Raw genomic sequence first — 19299 nt, 5'->3', positions numbered from 1 at the left:
CACCCCTTTACTTAAGATGGATCAAGGGATTAAGGATAAAACAGCTCAAGGGTTTGAGCAGGTTTTGGCTGCTGCTAAAGCGATTCCCAAGGGAGTCACTAAGAAGGGGTTGGCAGGTTTAATCACCGGCCGCTGCAGCTCTGCCGCCACGATGGTTTCAAATCCTGTAAAGCAGCTGGTGCCGCCGACAAGGTAAACCTGATCAACAGGGTGCTCCTGGATATGCTGTCTGATGATGCCGGCAATTTTTTCGATAACGGGTTTAATGATGGGCAACAGCTCCTGATGTTTGCAGGAATCCATTTTCAGCTTTTCTGCTTCGGCAAAGGGCAGTCGATAAGCACCGGCAATGACTAAACTGACATGGGTTCCACCCGTAGGTTCGTCAGCAACGCAGACCACTTGCCCCTGGCCGATGACGGCAGTACCTGTTGTTCCGCCGCCGATATCGATGACGGCACCGTCCTCAATATTCAAGACATTGTTGGCAGCGGTGGGTTCATCCAGGGCAGCGATCACATTGAAGCCAGCAGCTTCGGCAATATAGTGAAGCGCTTTTTGGTCCCCTGGGGAAGTTCCCGGAGGATAGGCTACTCCTGCCTTAAGGAGCTCAGCCCCCAGGCTCTCCTCCAGGGTTGCCTTCAGCTCGCGCAGGATATCAACAGCGCCAATATAATCCACAACAAGGCCGTCCCGGACCACCTGGGCAAAACCCATGGCGCCGGCTACCGGAGTCCCTTCTTCATCGACCACGGCCAGCACAGTATAGGCTGTGCCGAGATCAACACTGTGTAAAGCTTTTTCTGCTCCTGATAAGGCTTGGGGTGCTCCATAGTCTCCTGGAAGGCGGCGATACGTTGGTTGGCTTTTTCCATAGCTGTCATAGCGTTCTGAGCGTTTATATTTTTCATGGCGTTCATATCTTTCATAGCTGTTATAGTTAGCGGTTTGCTAACAAACCTCTTTGTGAGAGTTGGGCGATCACATTTTCGATAATCATCTGGACCTCCTGGGCGTCCATGGCTTTGCTTGCGGAGAAAGTCCCATCACTAAGCCCCAGGACCTTAGCGGCATTTTTGTACATCACTTTTTCACGGACTTCGGGTTTTAAAGGGAGCTGCTCATAATTCTTCAAGGCAAGTTTAAAATCCACAAAAGGATGGGCGCTGGCGTACATGATCTTATCGCTGAGGATGGAATTGGCCGCCTCGATATAAGCGCTTGATTGGGGGAAAAATTCATATTCCGATAATTCCAGATAGACATTGGCATTCCGTTGGGCCACCGTGATCATCTCATTGACCCAGGGATAGCCCCCATGACTGGCAATAATTTTTAACTCGGGAAAGTCACGGGCCACAAAGTCGATGTACCGGGGGGCCACATGATCGATCACCGCATTGGGAACCAGGGTTCCGGGTCCCGTGGCAATGATCAAAGGAATCCCCAGCTCACAGCATTTGGCATAGATGGGATAGTATTTGGCATCGTTAACATAAATGCGGGCCAGGTAGGGGTCAATGGCCGCTCCTTTGATCCCCTCTTCATGGACAGCATGGGTGATCTCGGCCAGGGCAGCCATCCCTTTATGGGGATCCAGCCCGGCAAAACCGATAAACTTATCCGGAAATTTGTGACAAAACTCAATGACACTGGGATTATTGGATTTGGCACCGTAAGTTGTTTCACAATCCCGGCCGGAGATAACGGCCTTAACCACATGATGCCGGTCCAGCTCTTCAACGACTTCTTCCAGGGTTTGGGGAAGCATTTTGTTGAAGTCGATGGACTGGCACATCCCTTTAAAGGCAGGGTTGCTTGAGATTCCTTTTAAGATGGCTTCAGTATTGGGCCTGAACCTGAAATCAATAATGTTCATGAAGGTTCCTCCTTGTTGTACATAAAGCGGAGCGCAATTCCGCAGCAGCCCAAGTCGACACACTTCGGTTTAATTGTATTGCAATAATCATACCAACCACGGAAATTGGCTGAGGGGTTTACACAGTCAAGAAATGAATGATAGAATCGTTGTAAAAATGCAACGAATCCCCGGTTTTGAGAGCGGAATTGTGAAAGGGGGGATAAGAACTTTGTCGTTTTGATGCACTATTGCATGGGTGTTGCCGTTATGCAACGTGCCATACCATGAGGCAACGAGCAATAAGGAAGGGAGAGATTCAGGATGACTCAGGATCATTGGAATAAATTCGCTACGTCTCAAGTGTATCAGCAAGTTATCGAATTGTTGCCTGAGGGAGTCTATATTTCTGATGCCGAGGGGACGACAATTGCGGTCAATTCGATGTATGAGCAGCTGACGGGATTGAAAGGTCAGGAAGTCATGGGGGAGAATGTCAAGGTGCTGGTGGAAAAAGGGGTCTACAATCTGGCATTAAATCCGGAGATTGTGGTCACTGGTGAGCATAAGATGTCTGTGCAGATCACCAAGACCGGGCGGAAAGTTTTGCTGAACGGCTATCCCATATTTGATGACTCAGGCAAGGTTTCCTTTGTATTAACCTTTGTGCGGGATATTTCTTTATTGTCCCAGCTTAAGGAGCAGATTGCGGATCAACAGGAGATTATCGATAAATATCGGGAAGCCAATGAGCAGTGTAAAAAGGCCTTGACCAGCAATGTGGAGATTTTTGAAAGTAAAAAAATGATCGCCCTCATGGAAAAACTGAAGAAGATAGCCAAAACAGATACCACGGTGCTGCTGCTGGGGGAAACCGGGGTAGGGAAGGATGTTTTAGCGCGCAAGATTCACCAATACAGCCCAAGGCGCAAAGAACCTTTTCTCAAAATCGATTGTTCCACCATTCCTGAAAACTTAATTGAATCGGAGTTGTTTGGTTATGAGCAGGGGGCCTTTTCGGGGGCCAATACGAAAGGAAAGGTCGGTTTGTTCGAGATGGCCGACAAGGGGACCTTATTCCTGGATGAGATCGGTGAAATTCCCTTACAGCTGCAAGTTAAGCTGCTGCGGGTTCTCCAGGATCAGGAAATCATCCATATTGGTTCAACCAAGGTGAAAAAGGTCAACGTCCGCTTCATCGCCGCCACCAACCGCGATCTGGAGGAAGAAGTGAGAAAAGGAACGTTCAGGAGCGACTTGTACTATCGTTTACGTGTTGCCGATCTGGAGATTCCTCCGCTGCGGGAGCGGCAGGAAGATATCAGAGTGATGATGCAAGCCTTTCTGGACAAATACAATGCTAAATTTCGTAAAGAAATATCCTTTACCAAAGAATTGGCGGAAGTGCTCCTTGCCTACAAATGGCCCGGCAATGTCCGGCAAATGGACAACCTGATTCAGAGCCTGGTGGTTACTCATGAGACGGAGAGTGTTGATGTGACGGATTTGCCCCATTATATGCTTCTCGATCTCAGCAAGCCAGAAGAAGCCGGTAATCCTTCCCAGGGAAAATCCCTGGATGAGCTTGTGGCGGATTATGAAAGAAATCTGCTTAAAAAGGCTTTAGACCGATATAAATCAAGTTCCAAGGTGGCGGAGTTTTTTCAAGTGGATCGTTCAACCATCTTTAGAAAAGCCAAAAAATATAAACTGTTATGAGCGGATGTTGCAGTTCGGAAACAACGGTGCAAAAAGACAACAAACCCTCTTTCTTGTGAATGGGATAGCTAGCACATGAGTTTGGGGCCAAGGATGCGTTGCACATGTGCAACTCAACTTGCGCCGACCTGGAAAATAGGCAGGATATTCAGGGGATTTGCGGTTGGCATGACTTTTGCAATTAAGAAAAGCATGGAGCGCAATTGGTTATTCTGATGATAAAAGGAGGACCGGTTTACACACTTGCCATCCCGGCTATCGGAAGGTATCCCCAGAATGAACTTGTTTTTATCGAAAGGAGTATCATAATGAGCGCATGTTGTCTATCTCCTCATGAAGAGAGAATTATCGACCCGCAAAAGGGTAAGGTGAATTATGAAGGCCGTGAAAGGGTATTCAAGATTCTGGAGAGTTTTCAGGATCTCCGCCCGAAAATTGATGTTGAACGGGCCAAATATTTTACAGAGTCCTTCAAAGCGACGGAAGGACAGCCCCTACAGCTGAGATGGGCCAAAGCCCTGATGCATATTGCTCAGAATATCACCGTTTATATTGACGATCAGCAACTGATTGTCGGCCGGGCCGGCGCTCAAGGGCGCTATGGGATCATTTTTCCGGAGCTGGATGGGGATTTTCTGGGCTTAGCCATTGAGCAGCTGCCCCAACGGGTGGAGTCTCCCTTTAATATCGATCCCGACGATGCCCAAATCATTATCAATGATGTTGCCCCTTACTGGAAAGGAAAGACCTTCCATGAGGAGTTGGCCAAGGCACTTCCCGGGGATACGTTGAAAGTGACCTATGATCCGGCGGATCCCTTAGCTTCCAGATTTATTGTCAACGAAACAGCCTCCTTCCGCTCATCCATTCAATGGGTCCATGACTATGAAAAGATTCTCAAGAGAGGCTTTAAGGGGATCAAAGAAGAAGCTCAAGCCAAACTGGACCAGCTTGATCCTTTGAGTCCTGCCGATCATATGGAGAAAAAGCCTTTCCTGGAAGCGGTGATCATCACCTGTGACGCCATCGTAGTTTGGGCCAACCGCCATGCCGACTTGGCTGCCCAAATGGCCAAACTGGAGAAGGACCCCCAACGCAAGCAGGAGTTGTCGGATATTGCCGAAAGATGTGCCTGGGTGCCTGCACATCCGGCGCGCAATTTCCGGGAAGCGGTTCAATCCCAATGGTTTGTGCAAATGTTCTCCAGAATTGAGCAAAAAACCGGGACGATCATTTCCAATGGCCGGATGGATCAATATTTTTACCCCTATTATCAAAAGGATGTGGCAGAAGGCATCCTCAACACTCAGCAGGCCATCGAGCTGTTGGAGTGCATGTGGGTAGGGATGGCTCAATTTATTGACCTTTACTTATCCCCCACCGGCGGCGCCTTTAACGAAGGATATGCCCACTGGGAGGCCGTTACTGTGGGTGGCCAAACTCCGGACGGTGTGGATGCAACCAATGAGCTGACCTATCTGTTCCTGGAATCCAAACAAAAATTCCCTCTTAACTATCCAGACCTGGCTGCCCGGATTCATTCCCGCTCGCCGGAACGCTATCTCTATGAAGTGGCTGAGACGGTTAAGGAAGGAACCGGTTTCCCGAAACTCATCAACGATGAGGAGGTCGTGCCCCTGCTCTTGTCTAAGGGTGCTAAATTTGATGAAGCCTTGGATTATGCGGTGTCCGGCTGTGCCGAGTGCCGGATGCCGAACCGGGATACTTATACCAGCGGTAATCCCTATATTAACTTTGCCGCCGCCATTGAGATGACCTTATATAACGGCCGGATGCTTAAATACGGGGATGAACAGCTGGGGCTGGAAACCGGTGATCCCACCCAATTTGGGACTTGGGATGAGTTCTGGAAGGCCTATCTTGCCCAACAAACCAACTTCCTCAAACATGCTTTTATCCAACAGCATATTATTATCAGGCTGCGTGCCCAGCATTTTGCCTCACCCTTAGGCTCCTTAATGCATGACCTTTGCATGGAAAATTGCACCGATTTGCATCAGCCGGTGATTAAGGGCGGTATCGATTTAGGCTACTTTGAATTGATCGGCTATGGTACTGTCGTCGATTCCTTAGCTGCCATTAAGAAATTAGTCTATGAAGAGAAAAAACTGACCATGGCAGAATTGCTGGAAGCGGTTCGCAATAACTTTGAAGGACACGAAGTGATCAGGGAAATGGTCATGCATACACCCAAATACGGCAACAATGACCCTTACTCGGATGTTATTGCTAAAGAAGTCGATCGTACGGCGGTTGAGTTCACGAAGAAATATTCCCGGGAGCTGGGGGTTCATCTGGACCTGAGACTGGTGCCCTTCACTTCCCACGTGCCTTTCGGGAAGGTGGTCAGTGCCACACCCAATGGCAGAAAAGCCTGGATGCCCCTGGCCGACGGTTCCTCCGCATCCCACGGTGCCGATGTGAACGGCCCCACAGCAGTGCTCCTGTCCAATTTTTACTCCAAGAATTATGGCTATCGCAATCGGGCGGCCCGCTTGCTGAACATCAAATTAAGTCCTTCTTGTGTAGCCGGTGAGGAAGGCAGCGAAAAATTAGTCTCCTTCATCAGAACCTGGTGTGATTTGAAACTATGGCATATCCAGTTCAATATTGTCAACCGGGAAACTTTGCTGGCGGCCAAGCAGGACCCGGATAAATATCGCGGTCTGATCGTGCGGGTTGCCGGTTATAGTGCCTACTTTGTGGATCTTTCCTCAGACCTTCAGGATGATATTATCGCCAGAACGGAGCACGAGATGATCTAATAGAAGTAGTTTATAGAAGCAGTTAGAGAAGTAATTATAGTAGCGGTTGAGGAGGGTCTTTATGGGGGAGTCGAAAGTTTCGGAACGCAAAACCGGAATAGTATTTAACATTCAGCATTATTCTGTTCATGATGGTCCGGGTATACGAACGATTGTTTTCACCAAGGGTTGTCCCCTCAGATGCCCTTGGTGCAGCAATCCTGAGTCGCAGCGGCTGCAGCCGCAGCTGGGGTTTAACCCCAATAAATGCCTGGGAATCAAAGCCTGCTTTCGCTGTGCGGAGGTTTGCGCCTATGGGGCGGTTAAGTTGAATGTGGAGGAAAGTGACAGAATTCTGATTGACCGTAAATTATGTACGGATTGTCTGCAATGTGTGGATGTCTGTCCTTCCCAAGCGCTGCAGGTTTTCGGAAAACCGATAACGGTTGAAGACGTGCTCAAAGAAGTTGAAAAAGACAGTGTTTTCTATGCGCGATCAGGAGGGGGCCTGACCTTTAGCGGCGGTGAACCCTTAATGCAAGGGGATTTTGTGGCCGAAACACTGAAAGAAGCCCGCCGCAGAAGGCTGAAAACAACCATTGAAACCTGTGGCTATGCCGATTGGTCAACCATGGAGAAAGTCTGTCAACATTTGACTTCGCTCATTATGGATATCAAATGCATGGACCCGGAAAAACACCAAGAATATACAGGCGCTTCCAACGAGCTTATTCTGGACAATTTCAACAAGCTCTGTGAGCATTTTCCTAAGTTGCCTAAACTTATCAGAACTCCGGTGATTCCCGGTTTTAACGATAACGAAGAAGATATCCGGGAAATTGCCGGGTTTGTCAAGGATAAGCCTAATGTGGCCTATGAATTGCTCAAGTATCATCGGCTGGGACAGCAGAAATACCACTTTCTGGGTCAGGAGTATCCCTGGCCGGATACCCAGCTGGAGGATGTTAAGTTCGAAAAGCTTAGAGAAGTGGCAAAATCCATAGTAAATCAGTGATTATTTGGAAGGAGAATTGTCATGAAAAAGGGGCTATTAAAGGTTTCGGTGTTTATTTTGACATGTCTGCTGGTCTTCTCCCTGTCCGGTTGCAGTAAAACCGAGAAAGCTTCAGCCGATGGGAAAATCGTTATCCGCTTGGGGCATCCTATGGCACCCGGAAATAATGTTACGGTAGGTTATGAAAAATTCAAGGAAATCGTTGAGGAAAAATCTGCAGGTAAAATCGAAATCCAAATCTTTGGCAACACAACCTTAGGCAGTGACCGTGTCACCATGGAATCCACCCAAAAGGGCACCTTGGAGATGGCGTCCTGCTCATCTCCCAATATGGCCAGTTTTGCCCGTGAATTCATGGTGTTCGACCTTCCCTATATTACTCAGCCTGAAAATCAGCAAAAATTGTACGATGCTTTAGACCATGGTGAACTAGGGAAGTATCTTGACGAGATTAGTGCAAAAGTTGGCTTAAAGCCGATTATGTACAGTGAATATGGTTATCGCAATTTTGTTTCGACCAAGAAACCCCTTGCCAAGGCGGCCGATTTAAAAGGGTTAAAAGTTCGGACAACGGATTCACCCGTAGAAGTTGCCGTGGCGGAAGCTTTAGGAATGAGTGCCACTCCGGTGGCCTGGGGGGAAACCTATACAGCCTTGCAGCAAGGCACGGTTGATGCCGAGGGAAATACCTGGGGGTTGCTCTCCGATGCCAAACATGGCGAAGTTCTGGAATATGGCATTGATTCGGGCCATAACTACAGTATGCATTTGTTGATGATCAACAAAAAGTATTTTGATGCGTTGCCTGAAGAACTGCAAGCGATCTTGGTTGAATCGGGTAAAGAGGCTCTGGAATGGCAGCGTGCCGTAAGCAATGACATGGAAACGGAAGCTAAACAAAAGTTGATCGACAGCGGGGTAACCCTTTATGACTTGACTCCGGCAGAAAAAGAAGAGTTGAAGACTATAACCCGTCCGGTGTGGGATAAATTCCCGGAAATTCCTCAAGAGTTGATTGATTTGGTCACAGCTACGCAAAAATAACAGCCCTGGCCATGGGAAACAGGGGAGAGGGGTATTCCCCGCTCTCCTGTTTTCACCGGCAGGATAAGGACAAGCACGAACGTTGCCTTAAGCGAAGCAACAAGTGTGAAAGCAGTGCTTTCGGGGTTTTCTTCAGCGAGTAAGACGGGAGGTAATTTATGCTGGACATTGCAAAGAAGCCAGAAAATTCCTGGAAAAAATGGCTGAGATGGATCGATGGGAATTTTGAAAAACCATTTCTTGTAATCGGCATGCTGGCGATTATTATGCTGATTACCTATCAAACTCTTTATCGTTATATCGTTTCCAATATCACCGGCGGTACGGCCATTGTGGGCTTAGAAGAATTAGCGCGCTTTATTTTCATATGGATCACCTATTTGGCGATCCCGCTGGCCATTAAAGGGCGCAATAATATCAGGGTCGATATTCTCTATGACCGGATTTCCGACCGGTGGCAGAAAATCAGCTGGATCATGGTCGACAGCTGCATCCTCGTCTTAACGGGTGTGATATTCTTTATGGGGATCGATCATCTGCAGATGATGCTAAACTATCCTCAGACTTCCCCGGCGCTCAATATCCCCTTCTTTTTTCCCTACTTAATCCTACCCATTGGTTTTGGCTTAATGTCCATCCGGTGTATCCAGGACTTGGTCAAGCAGGCGTTGGAAATTGGCCTTAAGGATACCTTGATCGGGGTTTTGGTTACGGCGGCAATTTTTTCTCCCCTCTTCTTAAAGCCCGATGTTCCGGCCATGGCTTGGCTTTTTGGCTATTTTGTGCTTTTTATCTTTATTGGGGTGCCCATTGCCATGGCCTTAGGCCTTTCCGCTTTAGGGACGATTCTCTGTGCCAATACGATGCCCATCGAGTATATATCACAAATTTCCTTTACCTCCATTGATAGCTTTCCGATTATGGCCATTCCCTTTTTTGTGGCGGCAGGTGTCTTCATGGGGGAAGGGGGATTATCCAAGCGGCTCTTAGGCCTGGCTGATGAACTCCTGGGGTCCTTTACCGGGGGCCTGGCCTTGGCTACGGTTGTCACCTGTATGTTTTTTGCGGCGATCAGCGGCTCGGGGCCGGCTACGGTAGCTGCCATCGGCTCCCTGACCATCCCGGCCATGGTGGAAAGAGGGTATTCCCGGGCCTTTGCGGCGGCACTTGTGGCAGCGGCCGGCTCCATCGGGGTGATGATTCCTCCCAGCAACCCCTTTGTCGTTTATGGTGTTTCCGCTCAGGTCTCCATTGGCAAACTCTTTATGGGCGGGATTGTTCCCGGCTTGATCATTGGTTTGGTTTTAATGGGCATCAGTTACTACTATTCCAAAAAGAACGGCTGGAAAGGCGAAGCCCGCAAACGCACCTTCCGTACAGTGGGCAAGGCTTTTTGGGAGGCCAAGTGGGCCTTGATGGTTCCGGTGATAATTTTAGGCGGGATTTATTCCGGGTACATGACCCCCACCGAATCGGCGGCTGTGGCAGCTTTCTATGGACTGATCGTCGGTGTTTTCATCCACAGAGGGATTAACCTGAAGAATATTGTCTATTGCTTCACGGAATCCTGCAGTACCTCCGCCGTCATTATTGCCTTGATGGCCATGGCCACGATCTTCGGTAATATTTTGACGATTGAACAGATTCCCACCAAAATCGCCACCTGGATGCTGGCGATAACCGACAGCAAATACGTTATCCTCCTGATCATTACCCTATTGCTGCTCTTCGTGGGAACCTTCATGGAAGCTTTGGCGGCGATTGTTATTCTTACCCCGATTTTACTGCCGATTGTCCTTCAGGTGGGTATCGATCCGATTCACTTCGGAATCATTATGGTGGTCAACCTGGCGATCGGCTTCATTACACCACCGGTTGGTGTGAACCTGTTTGTGGCAAGCGGTTTGGCGAAGCTGAAGATCGAAGAGATATCCAAAGCGGTGGTCCCCTTCCTCTTAGGCATGATCGCCGTACTGTTGCTGATTTCTTATGTGCCTTCCATTTCCATGTTCCTGACTCAATTTGTGAAGTAAGACAACCATACTAAGAGAACAATAATCGGTGCATATGCCCTCTCAAATACCTTTCATAACCAGGTCTCGCTGGAGCTGGTCATGGAGGGTATCCTATTGTCCGGCTTTTTGCTGCACCGGCCCTGTGGTATACTTTGTGATATAGGACAGAGCGGAGTCAAAGGGACAAGTGACTCTGGGACGAGGGACGGGAGATGGAAAAGGCCATGATGCCGGAACATAAAGCGAAGGACTGTGATATTGTTCTCTTCGATGCCAACAGCTATTATGCCAGCTGTCATCAGGCAGTAAATCCTGAACTCCAGGGTAAGCCCCTGCTGGTGGCTGGAGATCCCAGGAACCGGACAGGGATTATCCTTACGGCCAGCTATGAGGCGCGGTTTTATGGGGTTAAGACGGCCATGCCTTTGTTTCAGGCTTTAAAGCTGTGCCCGGAGGCGGTGGTGCTGTCCCCGGATTTTCGGCTGTACCTGGACCTCAGCAGGAAAATGTGGGAGATCGTGGAGCGGTATACTGACGAAGATCATATTGAAGTGGTCTCTGTGGATGAGTGCTTTGCGGATTTTCGAGGTTCCCATCTTCTTTTTGGCAGTACGGAAGAGATAGCCCGCCGGGTGCAAAAGGAGATTCTGGAAGAGTTAGGCCTGGGGGTATCGGTGGGGGTCAGCTACTGCAAGATTTTTGCTAAGCTGGCCAGCGACTACCAGCGGGACCCGAAGACCAGAGTCAAGCTTCCCCGCAGTTTCACCGTGATCGCTCCAGGTGAGCTGGAAAGCAAAGTATGGCCCTTAGGGGTGGGTGAGTTGTCCGGCATCGGCCGGCAGACGGAAAAACAGCTGGCGGACCTGGGGATTCGAACCATCGGGGATTTGGCGCAGGCTTCTCCTCAGGCACTTCGCAAGGGATTTGGTGTCTACGGGGCCAAACTCTATGCATGGGCCAATGGGCGTGATGAACGGCCTGTAACCCCGGAAGATCAGGCGAAGGATCATTCCATCGGGCGGTCCATCACCTTGCCTCAGGATATAACAGACCCGGAGCAAGGAGCGGAGGTCCTGTTGTTTCTGGCTGACAGCGTGGGCAGAAAGGTCCGCCGGGAGGATACCAAGGCTCAGACTCTTACGGTACAGGTCAAGGATGCAGAGTTTAAAACCAGGACCTATTCCACGACCCTTTTTGAGCCTACGGATAGTACCGATGTGATCTATCGGGAGAGTCTTAAACTCCTGGCCAAATGGCCCCAAGGAAAACCCATCCGCCTGCTGGGTCTGACCGCCAGCCGTCTGCAAAAGGGTATAGAACAGCTCAGTCTGTTCCAGGAAGAGAGCGAGGAACAAACTGAGCTGGATCGAACGGTGGATGAACTTCGGGATAAATATGGCTCCGGGATCCTGATGCGCGGAACCCAGTACCTTTCCTTAAGCCGCAAGCTGGCGGGACGAAGCACGAAGGACAAACGGGAGTAAGGGCAAATATAGATATAGATAGATACACGTAGCGTCTATAAGGAATAGACAGGTATCGGCAGGAAACTCAGATGGTCAAATCCACATGCTGGAGGGTTCCCACTGTGCCGTTTTCATTCAGGTAGATGCCGGTCCTGCGGATCTCGCCCAAAGATTGATTGCGGTCACCCTTCAGGCTGAAGTCGGTGGCGGCGCTGCCTAAATAGAGGGCACCGATGCTTTGTTCACCCAGGGCGAAGAGTACATCTTCTCCCTTTTCGTTTTTGGTCCAGATGCGGAGCTTGTCATAGATGGGGTCATTCTCATCGATCCAGCCATTGTGGTCACTGTCGTAGAGGGCTAAATCGGCAAACCCGTCTCCGCTTCTCGTGCCGAAAAGCTCGCTGCCGTCGTTGATGATGCCATCCCCATTTTTGTCCAGAGCGATAAAGCCGCTGCCGGGAGCCAGGAAGGAGATCAATTCAGTGTTGCCGTCGTAGTCGAGATCAAAGACGTATTTTTGCTGGGTCAACTGGGCGGAGCTGACCCCCAGGTTGATCGCCAGAGGATCGATGGTCACGGCATCACCGGCCCGGAAGCTGATATTATTTTGATAAGCAAAACTGCGGCTTATATTCAATTGAAGCTGCAGGTCAATGGTCTTGCCGTCGGCAGTGGTCACCTGGCCTTGAGCGGAAAAGGACATGGATTGCTGCTCAATATACTGTTCTCTGGATTCGAAGACGATGCCCCAGCCTTGAGTGGGGGCTTGAGTGGGGGAAAAGGGGAGCCTGTTGGAATCATTGAGAACGAGCTTTTGAGGTACAAAGAAGCGCAGCTTCTTGCCGGTGATGGCTTCCAGCATGAGCTGGAGCAGTTCCAGCTTGCGCTTATCCCCTTCGCTCATTTCCAGGCTAATCTCTTGGGCTTGCTGGACATTGGCGGCAGGACTTTTCCGGTCTTTAATCGAATCAGATAGATCAAGTATGTCTGTATTCTCCAGATTAAGGACCGGCTTTCCGGCGGCGTCTTTGTTCTGCCAGCTTTGCAGGGTGACTTCCTTTTTGTAGCTCTCCGTATGCTTGGATTCCCCTGCCATGACGATGGCTGAGCTTTGAATTTTCATAGGGCGACCTCCTTGTCGTCGATTTCATCCTTAAAAGATCCCTTATCTATGTTATCGGCACATCAAGGGCAGTTCTTAACGACATTAGGAAGTGTTCATAAAATTTAGAAGTATATGACAATGGGGAGGGAATGAAGGACATAATAAAGAATAAAGTGGTAGAGAATGAAAGAGGAGGAATCGATATGAGTTTTCTTGAACTGGCTCAAAAAAGAAGAAGTCTGCGGAGTTATCTGCCTGACCCTGTGGAGCAGGAAAAGCTGGAGTATGTTCTGGAGTGCGCCCGTTTGGCTCCCTCCTGGAAAAACCTGCAGTGCTGGCGTTTTATCGTGGTAGAAGATGCCGATTTGCGGCAGGAGCTGACCACAGCCTATGCGGAGACCAATCCCGGACGCAAAGCTTTGCTGCAGGCCCCTCTGATCGTGGTGCTCTGCGGGGTGCCGGCGGAGTCCGAGGTCTGGGAAGGCAAGGACTATATGATGCTGGATGCGGGATTGGCTATGGAGCATTTGATCCTGGCGGCGGCCGAGCAGGGTCTGGGAACCTGCTGGCAGGGGCTTTTCGCTGAAGATAAGGTGCGGGAGATCCTGAAGGTTCCTGAGAATGTCCGCGTCCTGGCCATGACTCCTTTGGGTTACCCGGCGGAGGAAAGAAAGCCAAGACCCCGCAAAGAGATGTCACAGATCGTCTTTAAAGGGACTTGGGGCTCAGGTAATGCTTAACTCTTACGGCTGAAAGTTACCGAATAAAGTAATTAGGAGCAGGATAATATGCCCTCATCTTTGAAGCTGGGAAAGACGATTATTCCTTATGAAGAAAGAAAAAGCTCCCGGATCAAGCGAATTTCCATCCGCATTACGCCCGAAAAGGTCAGAGTATCTGCTCCTGCGCGTACTGCCAAGGGTGAGATTCAGGCCTTCATTGAGAAGAATCAGGAGTGGATCTTAGAGAATTGGACCAAGCTTCAAGAAACGATGGTTAAGCCCCCAAGGGTGTATGAAACGGGTGAAAAGGTTTCCTATCTGGGAAAAGAGCTGAACCTGGAGATCATCGATACCCCTCATAAAATGATCAGTGCCTTTTACAGAAAGGACCAGGAAACCTTAGAGATCAAGATGCCTCAGGAGCTTCAGGGAGAACAGCGGCAGGAAGCGGTTCGGGAGATTCTTGACAAGTGGTATAAGCAAAAAGCCCGTGCGGTGTTTCTCCAGAAGCTTAATCTTTGGAGCCGCCAAATGGGAGTAACCTATAACCAGTTCCGCTTAAAAGAGCAGAAAACCCGCTGGGGAAGCTGCTCCAGCCTGGGCAATATCAATCTGAACTGGCGGGCCGTTATGGCCCCGGAGCCGGTGCTGGATTATCTGGTGATCCATGAGCTTTCCCATCTTATCTATCTGAATCATTCGGCGGAGTTTTGGGAGCATGTGGCCCGTTACTGTCCGGAGCATGCCGCTCACCGCCGCTGGCTGCGGGAAAAGGGTCATAGTCTGGTTATTTAGCCGAGTACAAGTGCAAAAAATCAGCAGGTTGAGGGCCTGCTGATTTTTCCATAGACACCGGGACTGCAACGGAGCTGCATACGATAAAGGAGTGACACAACTTGGAGCAAGGCTGTCAGCTTATTCAAACCAGAGAAGGAACCAGGATCTATTATCGGCAAAGACTCCCCGCCCATCCTAAGGCTGTGGTGATGATCTGCCATGGCTATGCGGAGCATTCCAGCTTTTATGTTCAGTTTATGGAGTTCTTGGCTGAGCATGGCTATGGGGCTTATGCTTTGGATCATCGGGGCCATGGGCATTCCGAGGCTGAGCGGGGTCATCTGGACCGCTTTGAGGTGTTCCTGGAGGATCTGGATGTTTTCGTGGATCATGTTCGGGAGCTTCACCCAACACAGCCTCTCTTCATGTTTGGCCATAGTATGGGAGGATTAATCAGCTTTAATTATGGGATTCTCCACCCGGGAAAATTGCAGGGGCAGATTTTCAGCGGAGCTGCCTTGGCCAGGCCTGTGGGAACGGAATATATTCCGACTTTTCTCTTTAAACTCTTGAATGTAGTATTGAAGCGGCTCAGAATTCGCCCTAAATTGAGCGGCAAGACAACCCGGAACATGGCTGTGCGCAAAATTTCCGATGGGGATTCTTTGGTTCTAAGGTATGCAACTCTGGGTTTTTTCTATCAGTTTGCCTGTCGGGGAGTGGCCTTTGCTCAGGAAAAAGCCGGCCGCTATCAATTGCCCTGCCTCATACTCCATGGAACCGGTGATCGACTCGTTCCTTATCAGGCCTCCCAAAGGATATTCGCTGAGATTTCCTCTCGGGATAAGACCCTCAAGCTTTATGAAGGGCTTTATCATGAATTGATTCATGAGCCGGAGCGGGAAGAGGTTTTGGCGGATATTGTGGACTGGTTGGAGCGACGGGTGAAATTTTGCTAAAATCCCTTTAATTTTTAAAATGAATGCTAAAATATCCCAAATTTAAGGCGAAACAGCAGATTTTTATAGTTTGCTGTTTTTATATTTGATATTTTGTTTAAAAATAGAAAAAATAGCAGGAATATGCCTAGAAATGTCATAATAGATAATGTTGCTATTTAACAATAAATTCACAAATTTGTGTGTAACAATGGCAATGGTTAGGGGTGTAGCTATGGTGAAGAGAAGCTGGGGTTCCTGGCTTAGCATCCTGGCAGGGATCATCGGGATCCTCGATACAATCGTAGTAACCGGTCTTAAGGGTGGAGTCAATTTAGGGACTATCCTCCCCGCGGGAGTAGGGAGCTTATTCTTGTTATGGGGATTATGGGGGGATAAGTTTAGAAATACGCTTTTTAGCCAGCGGTTTCCAGGGTTGCGCAAACTAATTCGCTGGGGAATCGTTCTGTTGCTGGGCTCCTTTTTCATTATTGAGGGATTAATATTATGGAACACAGAAGATAGAATACCTGAACAGGGGAAGGTTTTGATCATCCTGGGCGCAGGTCTGAATGGGGAGCAGCTTTCCTGGACTCTGCGGGAGCGGGTGGATAAGGGGGTAGGAATCTTAGCAGAAAACCCGCAGATGAAGGTGGTGGTTTCCGGCGGCCAAGGACCAGGGGAATGGATTCCCGAGGCGGAGGCCATGGCTCAGTATTTGATCGGGCAGGGAATTGCCCCGGAGCGAATCCTCAAAGAAGATCGCTCCACCAGTACTATGGAAAACTTCCGGTTTTCCCGCGTTTTGCTTGATCAATTGGAGGGCTTTGATCCGGCTGAACCGGTGCTGGTGATCACCAGCGATTTTCATATGTTTCGTTCCAAGATTTTAGCCGAACGCAATGGGTTGAATCCTGTGGGGGTGCCTTGCTCCACCCCTTGGTATATCAGACCCAATGCTTATCTTCGCGAGTATTTTGCTGTGGTAAAGTCCATTCTTATTGACAGGTAAAGAAAGACGCTTTGAAGAAGGAGGATTAGCACTATGCTCAGAGGGAGTCATGGAGATGAATTCTCATTAAGGATTGTGGGATATGAGTTTCCTGATAAAGACAATGATCTGGGGTTTGACTCCAATTGGCTGATTGTGGAGGTCTATTGCAAACATGGGGAAAAGACTTGGGTCAAAAGAGCCCCCAGTCTATTAACCTGGGAAGCGGGAATTTTGATTAAATGGGCACGGGATATACTTTATAAACAGCCGGAGTCAGAGGTGCTGGAGTTTATTGAGCCTAACCTCCTGTTTCAAGCTCTTCGGGGAGAGAATGGAAAAATCGAGACGCTGCGGGTTACCTTAGGTCATGAAACCTGTCCCGATTGGGTTCATACCCTGCGTAAACCTGCCTATTTTTCAATGGACTTCGCCATTAATCCTGAGGATATCGAGGCCTTTTGCCAATCCCTCGAAGCCGATTTGCTGATCTATCCGCGGCGGCTCCAGGGCATCAAGGAGCTGGCATCCTCGCCGCGGGATAGGTTAAGAATCGTTAAGAAAGATAACGACAGGACATAAGGTTACTAGCTCCATAGATCCTGAAAAAGGTCCCAGAACTCGTTTTTATCTTTGGGGTCTTTCTTGTTCTTCTTACCCTTTTTGTCCTTTTTATCTTTATCGTCATCCTTGTTTTGGTCGTATTCATCCTGATCATCCCAGCCTTCGGGCCAGATATTCCAATCCTTCACATACCCGGCGGGAACCTCAAAAGGTTTGATAGGGGTGTCCTTGAGGGCTGAAGAGAGGACTTCATGGAAGACGACGGCAGGCCCCGAGCCGCCGGAGGTGGTGAGGTAATGATCCCGATCCGTTTGATCATAGCCCATCCAGATGGCAGCGGTCAGCTCAGGCGTGTAACCGACAAACCAGACATCTTTTTGCCCCTTGCTGATACCTGCAAACTCTTGGGTAGGCGGCAACTCCACAGAACCGGTTTTTCCGGCTACGGGACGACTGCCCAGAGCGGCTTTAGGGGCGGTTCCCTGCTGGACGACGTTTTGGAGAAGAAGGGTCATGGTATAGGCGTGAGCAGGCTCTGTGACCTGGACGCTTTCCGGCTGCATTTGGGCTAAGACATGTCCGTCGGCGGTGGTAATTTTGGTGATGGCGTGAGCTGTGTGCATGAGCCCTTGATTGGCAAAGGCGGTATAGGCCTGGGCGATCTCCAGGGGAGAGACTCCTTCTGCAAATCCACCCAGAGCCAGACTTAAATGGGCATCCTTTTCAGTTAAAGGGATGCCGGCTTTTTGCACAAAGGCTTTTCCGGTGTCGATGCCGATTTGATCAAATAACCAGACAGCGGGGATGTTCCAGGATTGCTGAATGGCCTCTTCCATGGTCACCCAGCCCCGGGTTTGGCCGTCCCAATCCTTTGGCGCATAACCGTCCAGATCCAGAGGACCATCATAGAGGAGGGCATCAGGGCGATAGCCTTTTTCTAAAGCGGGGCCATAGACCATCAGGGGTTTGATGATGGAACCGGGTTGGCGCTTGAGCTGGGAGGCATGGTTAAACTGGCGGAAAGCGCTTTCTCCCCGATACCCCACCAGACCTCGGATAGCCCCGGTATGCTGGTCAAGAATGGCGATGCCGCTTTGGACCTTTTGATCGCTCTGGCCTTGGGGGAAGAATTGGTCATCTTTATAGACGGTTTCGGCGGCTTGTTGAACCTTGGCATCCATTTGGGTATGAATTTGCAGACCAAGGGTGAGAATCTGATCTTCTGTAAAGCCATAGCGGTTGATAGCTTCTTCGATGACATAATCCACGTAGGGGGCGTATTTGCCGGATAAATTATCTAAAGGCTTGGTGCGCAGGGCGATGGGCGCTGCAGTAGCCTGAGCGGCTTCCTTGGCGGTAATATAGCCCTGGTCGGCCATCATGGCGAGGACGATGTTCCGGCGCTGGAGAGCCAGTTCCTTATCTTGGAGAGGGGAGTAGATGGTGGGGCCTTTGAGGATGCCGGCAAGAAGGGCGGATTCCTCCAGGTTCAGCTCTTCGGCATTTTTGCCAAAATAGTAACGGGCGGCTTCCTGAAGTCCCCAGCGGCCTTCCCCAAAATAGATATGGTTGAGGTAGGCTTCCAGAATCTCTTCCTTGGAGAGGGTGGCTTCAATTTTAATGGCATAGCCGGCTTCCTTCAACTTGCGGCTGAGGGTCTTGTCTGAGGTGAGAAAAAGGTTTTTCGCCAGCTGTTGGCTGATAGTGCTGCCCCCCTCGGAGAAATTTCGGGTTTTCAGGTCCTGGATGAGAGCGCGCAGGATGGAGCGGAAATCCACACCTTGGTGTTCATAGAAGCGTTTATCTTCGGTAGCGATAATGGCCTGCTGTGTAAGCTGAGGGACTTGTTCCAGAGTTACGGGCTCAATACGGGAGGAAGAGAGCTGCGAGATCTTGTTGCCTGCCTGGTCGTAGATATAGGTGGGCTTGGCCAGGGGGCTTTCCAGCTTGCTTACATCCAGGGTGGAGATCCAATAGTAACCGGCGCCCAGGCCGGACAGCAGTACGAACAAAAAAAGGATGGCCAGGTTGCGCCAGAATTTAGGTTTTTTATAGAAAGCAGGGAACTTAAAGGTGCGGCATTTTGCTAAGGCCTTGCTAAGATAAGCTTGCCATTTCCCTTGAGGGTCCGGGGAATTATTCATGATAGGCCTCCTTTTGGATTATATAGAAGAATCATAAACAAAGAATCATAAACAAAGAAATAAACCATCGGTCTTAATGACTGATGGTTTTGCTATAGGTATTTATTCAGATATACGAAAAGCCTGAAAGGTTTTAGGGGGGTGCCATGAGCCGTTGTTTTTCTTCTGTAGCCGAT

General features: G+C 49.5%; 16 protein-coding genes. 11 read left to right on the top strand and 5 right to left on the bottom strand.

Going from position 1 to position 19299, the window contains the following annotated elements; all coding sequences use genetic code 11:
• Positions 1 to 45 precede the first annotated feature (45 nt).
• From eutJ to DESLBE_RS14760, 3 genes are read right to left on the bottom strand one after another with little or no spacing between them, the layout of a single operon-like run.
• Positions 46 to 762 carry an ethanolamine utilization protein EutJ gene (gene eutJ / locus DESLBE_RS14770; RefSeq protein ID WP_015942722.1) on the bottom strand — a complete coding sequence of 239 codons (717 nt, stop codon included), beginning with the start codon at positions 760 to 762 and terminating at the stop codon, positions 46 to 48.
• Positions 726 to 911, bottom strand: coding sequence for a hypothetical protein (locus DESLBE_RS27060; protein WP_144677438.1), 186 nt, complete (start codon positions 909 to 911; stop codon positions 726 to 728). Before DESLBE_RS27060 ends, eutJ begins: the two co-directional genes overlap by 37 nt.
• 29 nt (positions 912 to 940) lie before the next feature.
• Positions 941 to 1879: an amidohydrolase family protein gene (locus tag DESLBE_RS14760; protein WP_015942723.1), complete on the bottom strand. Its 939-nt coding sequence runs from the start codon at positions 1877 to 1879 to the stop codon at positions 941 to 943.
• A gap of 303 nt (positions 1880 to 2182) precedes the next feature.
• Here DESLBE_RS14760 and DESLBE_RS14755 point away from each other — a divergent pair, with 303 nt between their 5' ends.
• From DESLBE_RS14755 to dinB, 6 genes are all read left to right on the top strand, one after another.
• Entirely contained in the window at positions 2183 to 3577 is a 1395-nt protein-coding gene (locus DESLBE_RS14755) for a sigma 54-interacting transcriptional regulator (protein ID WP_005810284.1), read from the top strand.
• Between the two features lie 308 nt (positions 3578 to 3885).
• Complete coding sequence (locus tag DESLBE_RS14750; protein ID WP_144677437.1) at positions 3886 to 6363, top strand: glycyl radical protein; 2478 nt, start codon at positions 3886 to 3888, stop codon at positions 6361 to 6363.
• 61 nt (positions 6364 to 6424) lie between these two features.
• Positions 6425 to 7357, top strand: a complete 933-nt coding sequence (locus DESLBE_RS14745; RefSeq protein WP_144677436.1) for a glycyl-radical enzyme activating protein — start codon at positions 6425 to 6427, stop codon at positions 7355 to 7357.
• Between the two features lie 21 nt (positions 7358 to 7378).
• Complete coding sequence (locus DESLBE_RS14740) at positions 7379 to 8401, top strand: TRAP transporter substrate-binding protein (protein WP_144677435.1); 1023 nt, start codon at positions 7379 to 7381, stop codon at positions 8399 to 8401.
• A 158-nt stretch (positions 8402 to 8559) separates the two neighbouring features.
• A complete protein-coding gene (locus tag DESLBE_RS14735; protein ID WP_011459065.1) occupies positions 8560 to 10434 on the top strand; it encodes a TRAP transporter large permease subunit in 1875 nt (624 codons plus the stop codon).
• A gap of 194 nt (positions 10435 to 10628) precedes the next feature.
• Positions 10629 to 11900: a DNA polymerase IV gene (gene dinB, locus DESLBE_RS14730; protein ID WP_242662007.1), complete on the top strand. Its 1272-nt coding sequence runs from the start codon at positions 10629 to 10631 to the stop codon at positions 11898 to 11900.
• A 67-nt stretch (positions 11901 to 11967) separates the two neighbouring features.
• On the opposite strand, the gene DESLBE_RS14725 is transcribed toward dinB, so the two are convergent.
• Positions 11968 to 13005 (bottom strand): hypothetical protein, encoded by a 1038-nt coding sequence (locus tag DESLBE_RS14725; RefSeq protein WP_011459067.1) that lies wholly within the window; start codon positions 13003 to 13005, stop codon positions 11968 to 11970.
• A gap of 185 nt (positions 13006 to 13190) precedes the next feature.
• Between DESLBE_RS14725 and DESLBE_RS14720 the strand changes: the two genes are divergently transcribed.
• The 5 genes from DESLBE_RS14720 (at position 13191) to DESLBE_RS14700 (ending at position 16997) form a co-directional block, all read left to right on the top strand.
• Positions 13191 to 13727 carry a nitroreductase family protein gene (locus tag DESLBE_RS14720; protein WP_011459068.1) on the top strand — a complete coding sequence of 179 codons (537 nt, stop codon included), beginning with the start codon at positions 13191 to 13193 and terminating at the stop codon, positions 13725 to 13727.
• A gap of 48 nt (positions 13728 to 13775) precedes the next feature.
• Entirely contained in the window at positions 13776 to 14504 is a 729-nt protein-coding gene (locus DESLBE_RS14715; RefSeq protein ID WP_005810266.1) for a SprT family zinc-dependent metalloprotease, read from the top strand.
• Between the two features lie 101 nt (positions 14505 to 14605).
• A complete protein-coding gene (locus DESLBE_RS14710; protein ID WP_011459069.1) occupies positions 14606 to 15445 on the top strand; it encodes an alpha/beta hydrolase in 840 nt (279 codons plus the stop codon).
• Between the two features lie 214 nt (positions 15446 to 15659).
• Positions 15660 to 16436, top strand: a complete 777-nt coding sequence (locus DESLBE_RS14705) for a YdcF family protein (protein WP_018307189.1) — start codon at positions 15660 to 15662, stop codon at positions 16434 to 16436.
• Between the two features lie 33 nt (positions 16437 to 16469).
• On the top strand, positions 16470 to 16997 hold the full coding sequence (locus tag DESLBE_RS14700) for a hypothetical protein (RefSeq protein ID WP_011459071.1): 528 nt from the start codon (positions 16470 to 16472) through the stop codon (positions 16995 to 16997).
• 5 nt (positions 16998 to 17002) lie between these two features.
• Here the strand turns inward: DESLBE_RS14700 and DESLBE_RS14695 are convergent, their stop codons facing one another.
• Positions 17003 to 19123 carry a PBP1A family penicillin-binding protein gene (locus tag DESLBE_RS14695; protein WP_144677434.1) on the bottom strand — a complete coding sequence of 707 codons (2121 nt, stop codon included), beginning with the start codon at positions 19121 to 19123 and terminating at the stop codon, positions 17003 to 17005.
• Positions 19124 to 19299 lie beyond the last annotated feature (176 nt).

The organism is Desulfitobacterium sp. LBE (assembly GCF_007830365.1).
Lineage (GTDB): Bacteria > Bacillota > Desulfitobacteriia > Desulfitobacteriales > Desulfitobacteriaceae > Desulfitobacterium > Desulfitobacterium hafniense.
This window is presented reverse-complemented; position numbering and strand designations above follow the sequence as displayed.

Bases quoted from the DNA above. Each gene is read 5' to 3' on its own strand.
- DESLBE_RS27060 (WP_144677438.1), bottom strand. From the start codon at position 911: ATGAAAAATATAAACGCTCAGAACGCTATGACAGCTATGGAAAAAGCC.
- DESLBE_RS14760 (WP_015942723.1), bottom strand. From the start codon at position 1,879: ATGAACATTATTGATTTCAGGTTCAGGCCCAATACTGAAGCCATCTTA.
- DESLBE_RS14755 (WP_005810284.1), top strand. From the start codon at position 2,183: ATGACTCAGGATCATTGGAATAAATTCGCTACGTCTCAAGTGTATCAG.
- DESLBE_RS14750 (WP_144677437.1), top strand. From the start codon at position 3,886: ATGAGCGCATGTTGTCTATCTCCTCATGAAGAGAGAATTATCGACCCG.
- DESLBE_RS14745 (WP_144677436.1), top strand. From the start codon at position 6,425: ATGGGGGAGTCGAAAGTTTCGGAACGCAAAACCGGAATAGTATTTAAC.
- DESLBE_RS14740 (WP_144677435.1), top strand. From the start codon at position 7,379: ATGAAAAAGGGGCTATTAAAGGTTTCGGTGTTTATTTTGACATGTCTG.
- DESLBE_RS14735 (WP_011459065.1), top strand. From the start codon at position 8,560: ATGCTGGACATTGCAAAGAAGCCAGAAAATTCCTGGAAAAAATGGCTG.
- dinB (WP_242662007.1), top strand. From the start codon at position 10,629: ATGGAAAAGGCCATGATGCCGGAACATAAAGCGAAGGACTGTGATATT.
- DESLBE_RS14725 (WP_011459067.1), bottom strand. From the start codon at position 13,005: ATGAAAATTCAAAGCTCAGCCATCGTCATGGCAGGGGAATCCAAGCAT.
- DESLBE_RS14720 (WP_011459068.1), top strand. From the start codon at position 13,191: ATGAGTTTTCTTGAACTGGCTCAAAAAAGAAGAAGTCTGCGGAGTTAT.
- DESLBE_RS14715 (WP_005810266.1), top strand. From the start codon at position 13,776: ATGCCCTCATCTTTGAAGCTGGGAAAGACGATTATTCCTTATGAAGAA.
- DESLBE_RS14705 (WP_018307189.1), top strand. From the start codon at position 15,660: ATGGTGAAGAGAAGCTGGGGTTCCTGGCTTAGCATCCTGGCAGGGATC.
- DESLBE_RS14700 (WP_011459071.1), top strand. From the start codon at position 16,470: ATGCTCAGAGGGAGTCATGGAGATGAATTCTCATTAAGGATTGTGGGA.
- DESLBE_RS14695 (WP_144677434.1), bottom strand. From the start codon at position 19,123: ATGAATAATTCCCCGGACCCTCAAGGGAAATGGCAAGCTTATCTTAGC.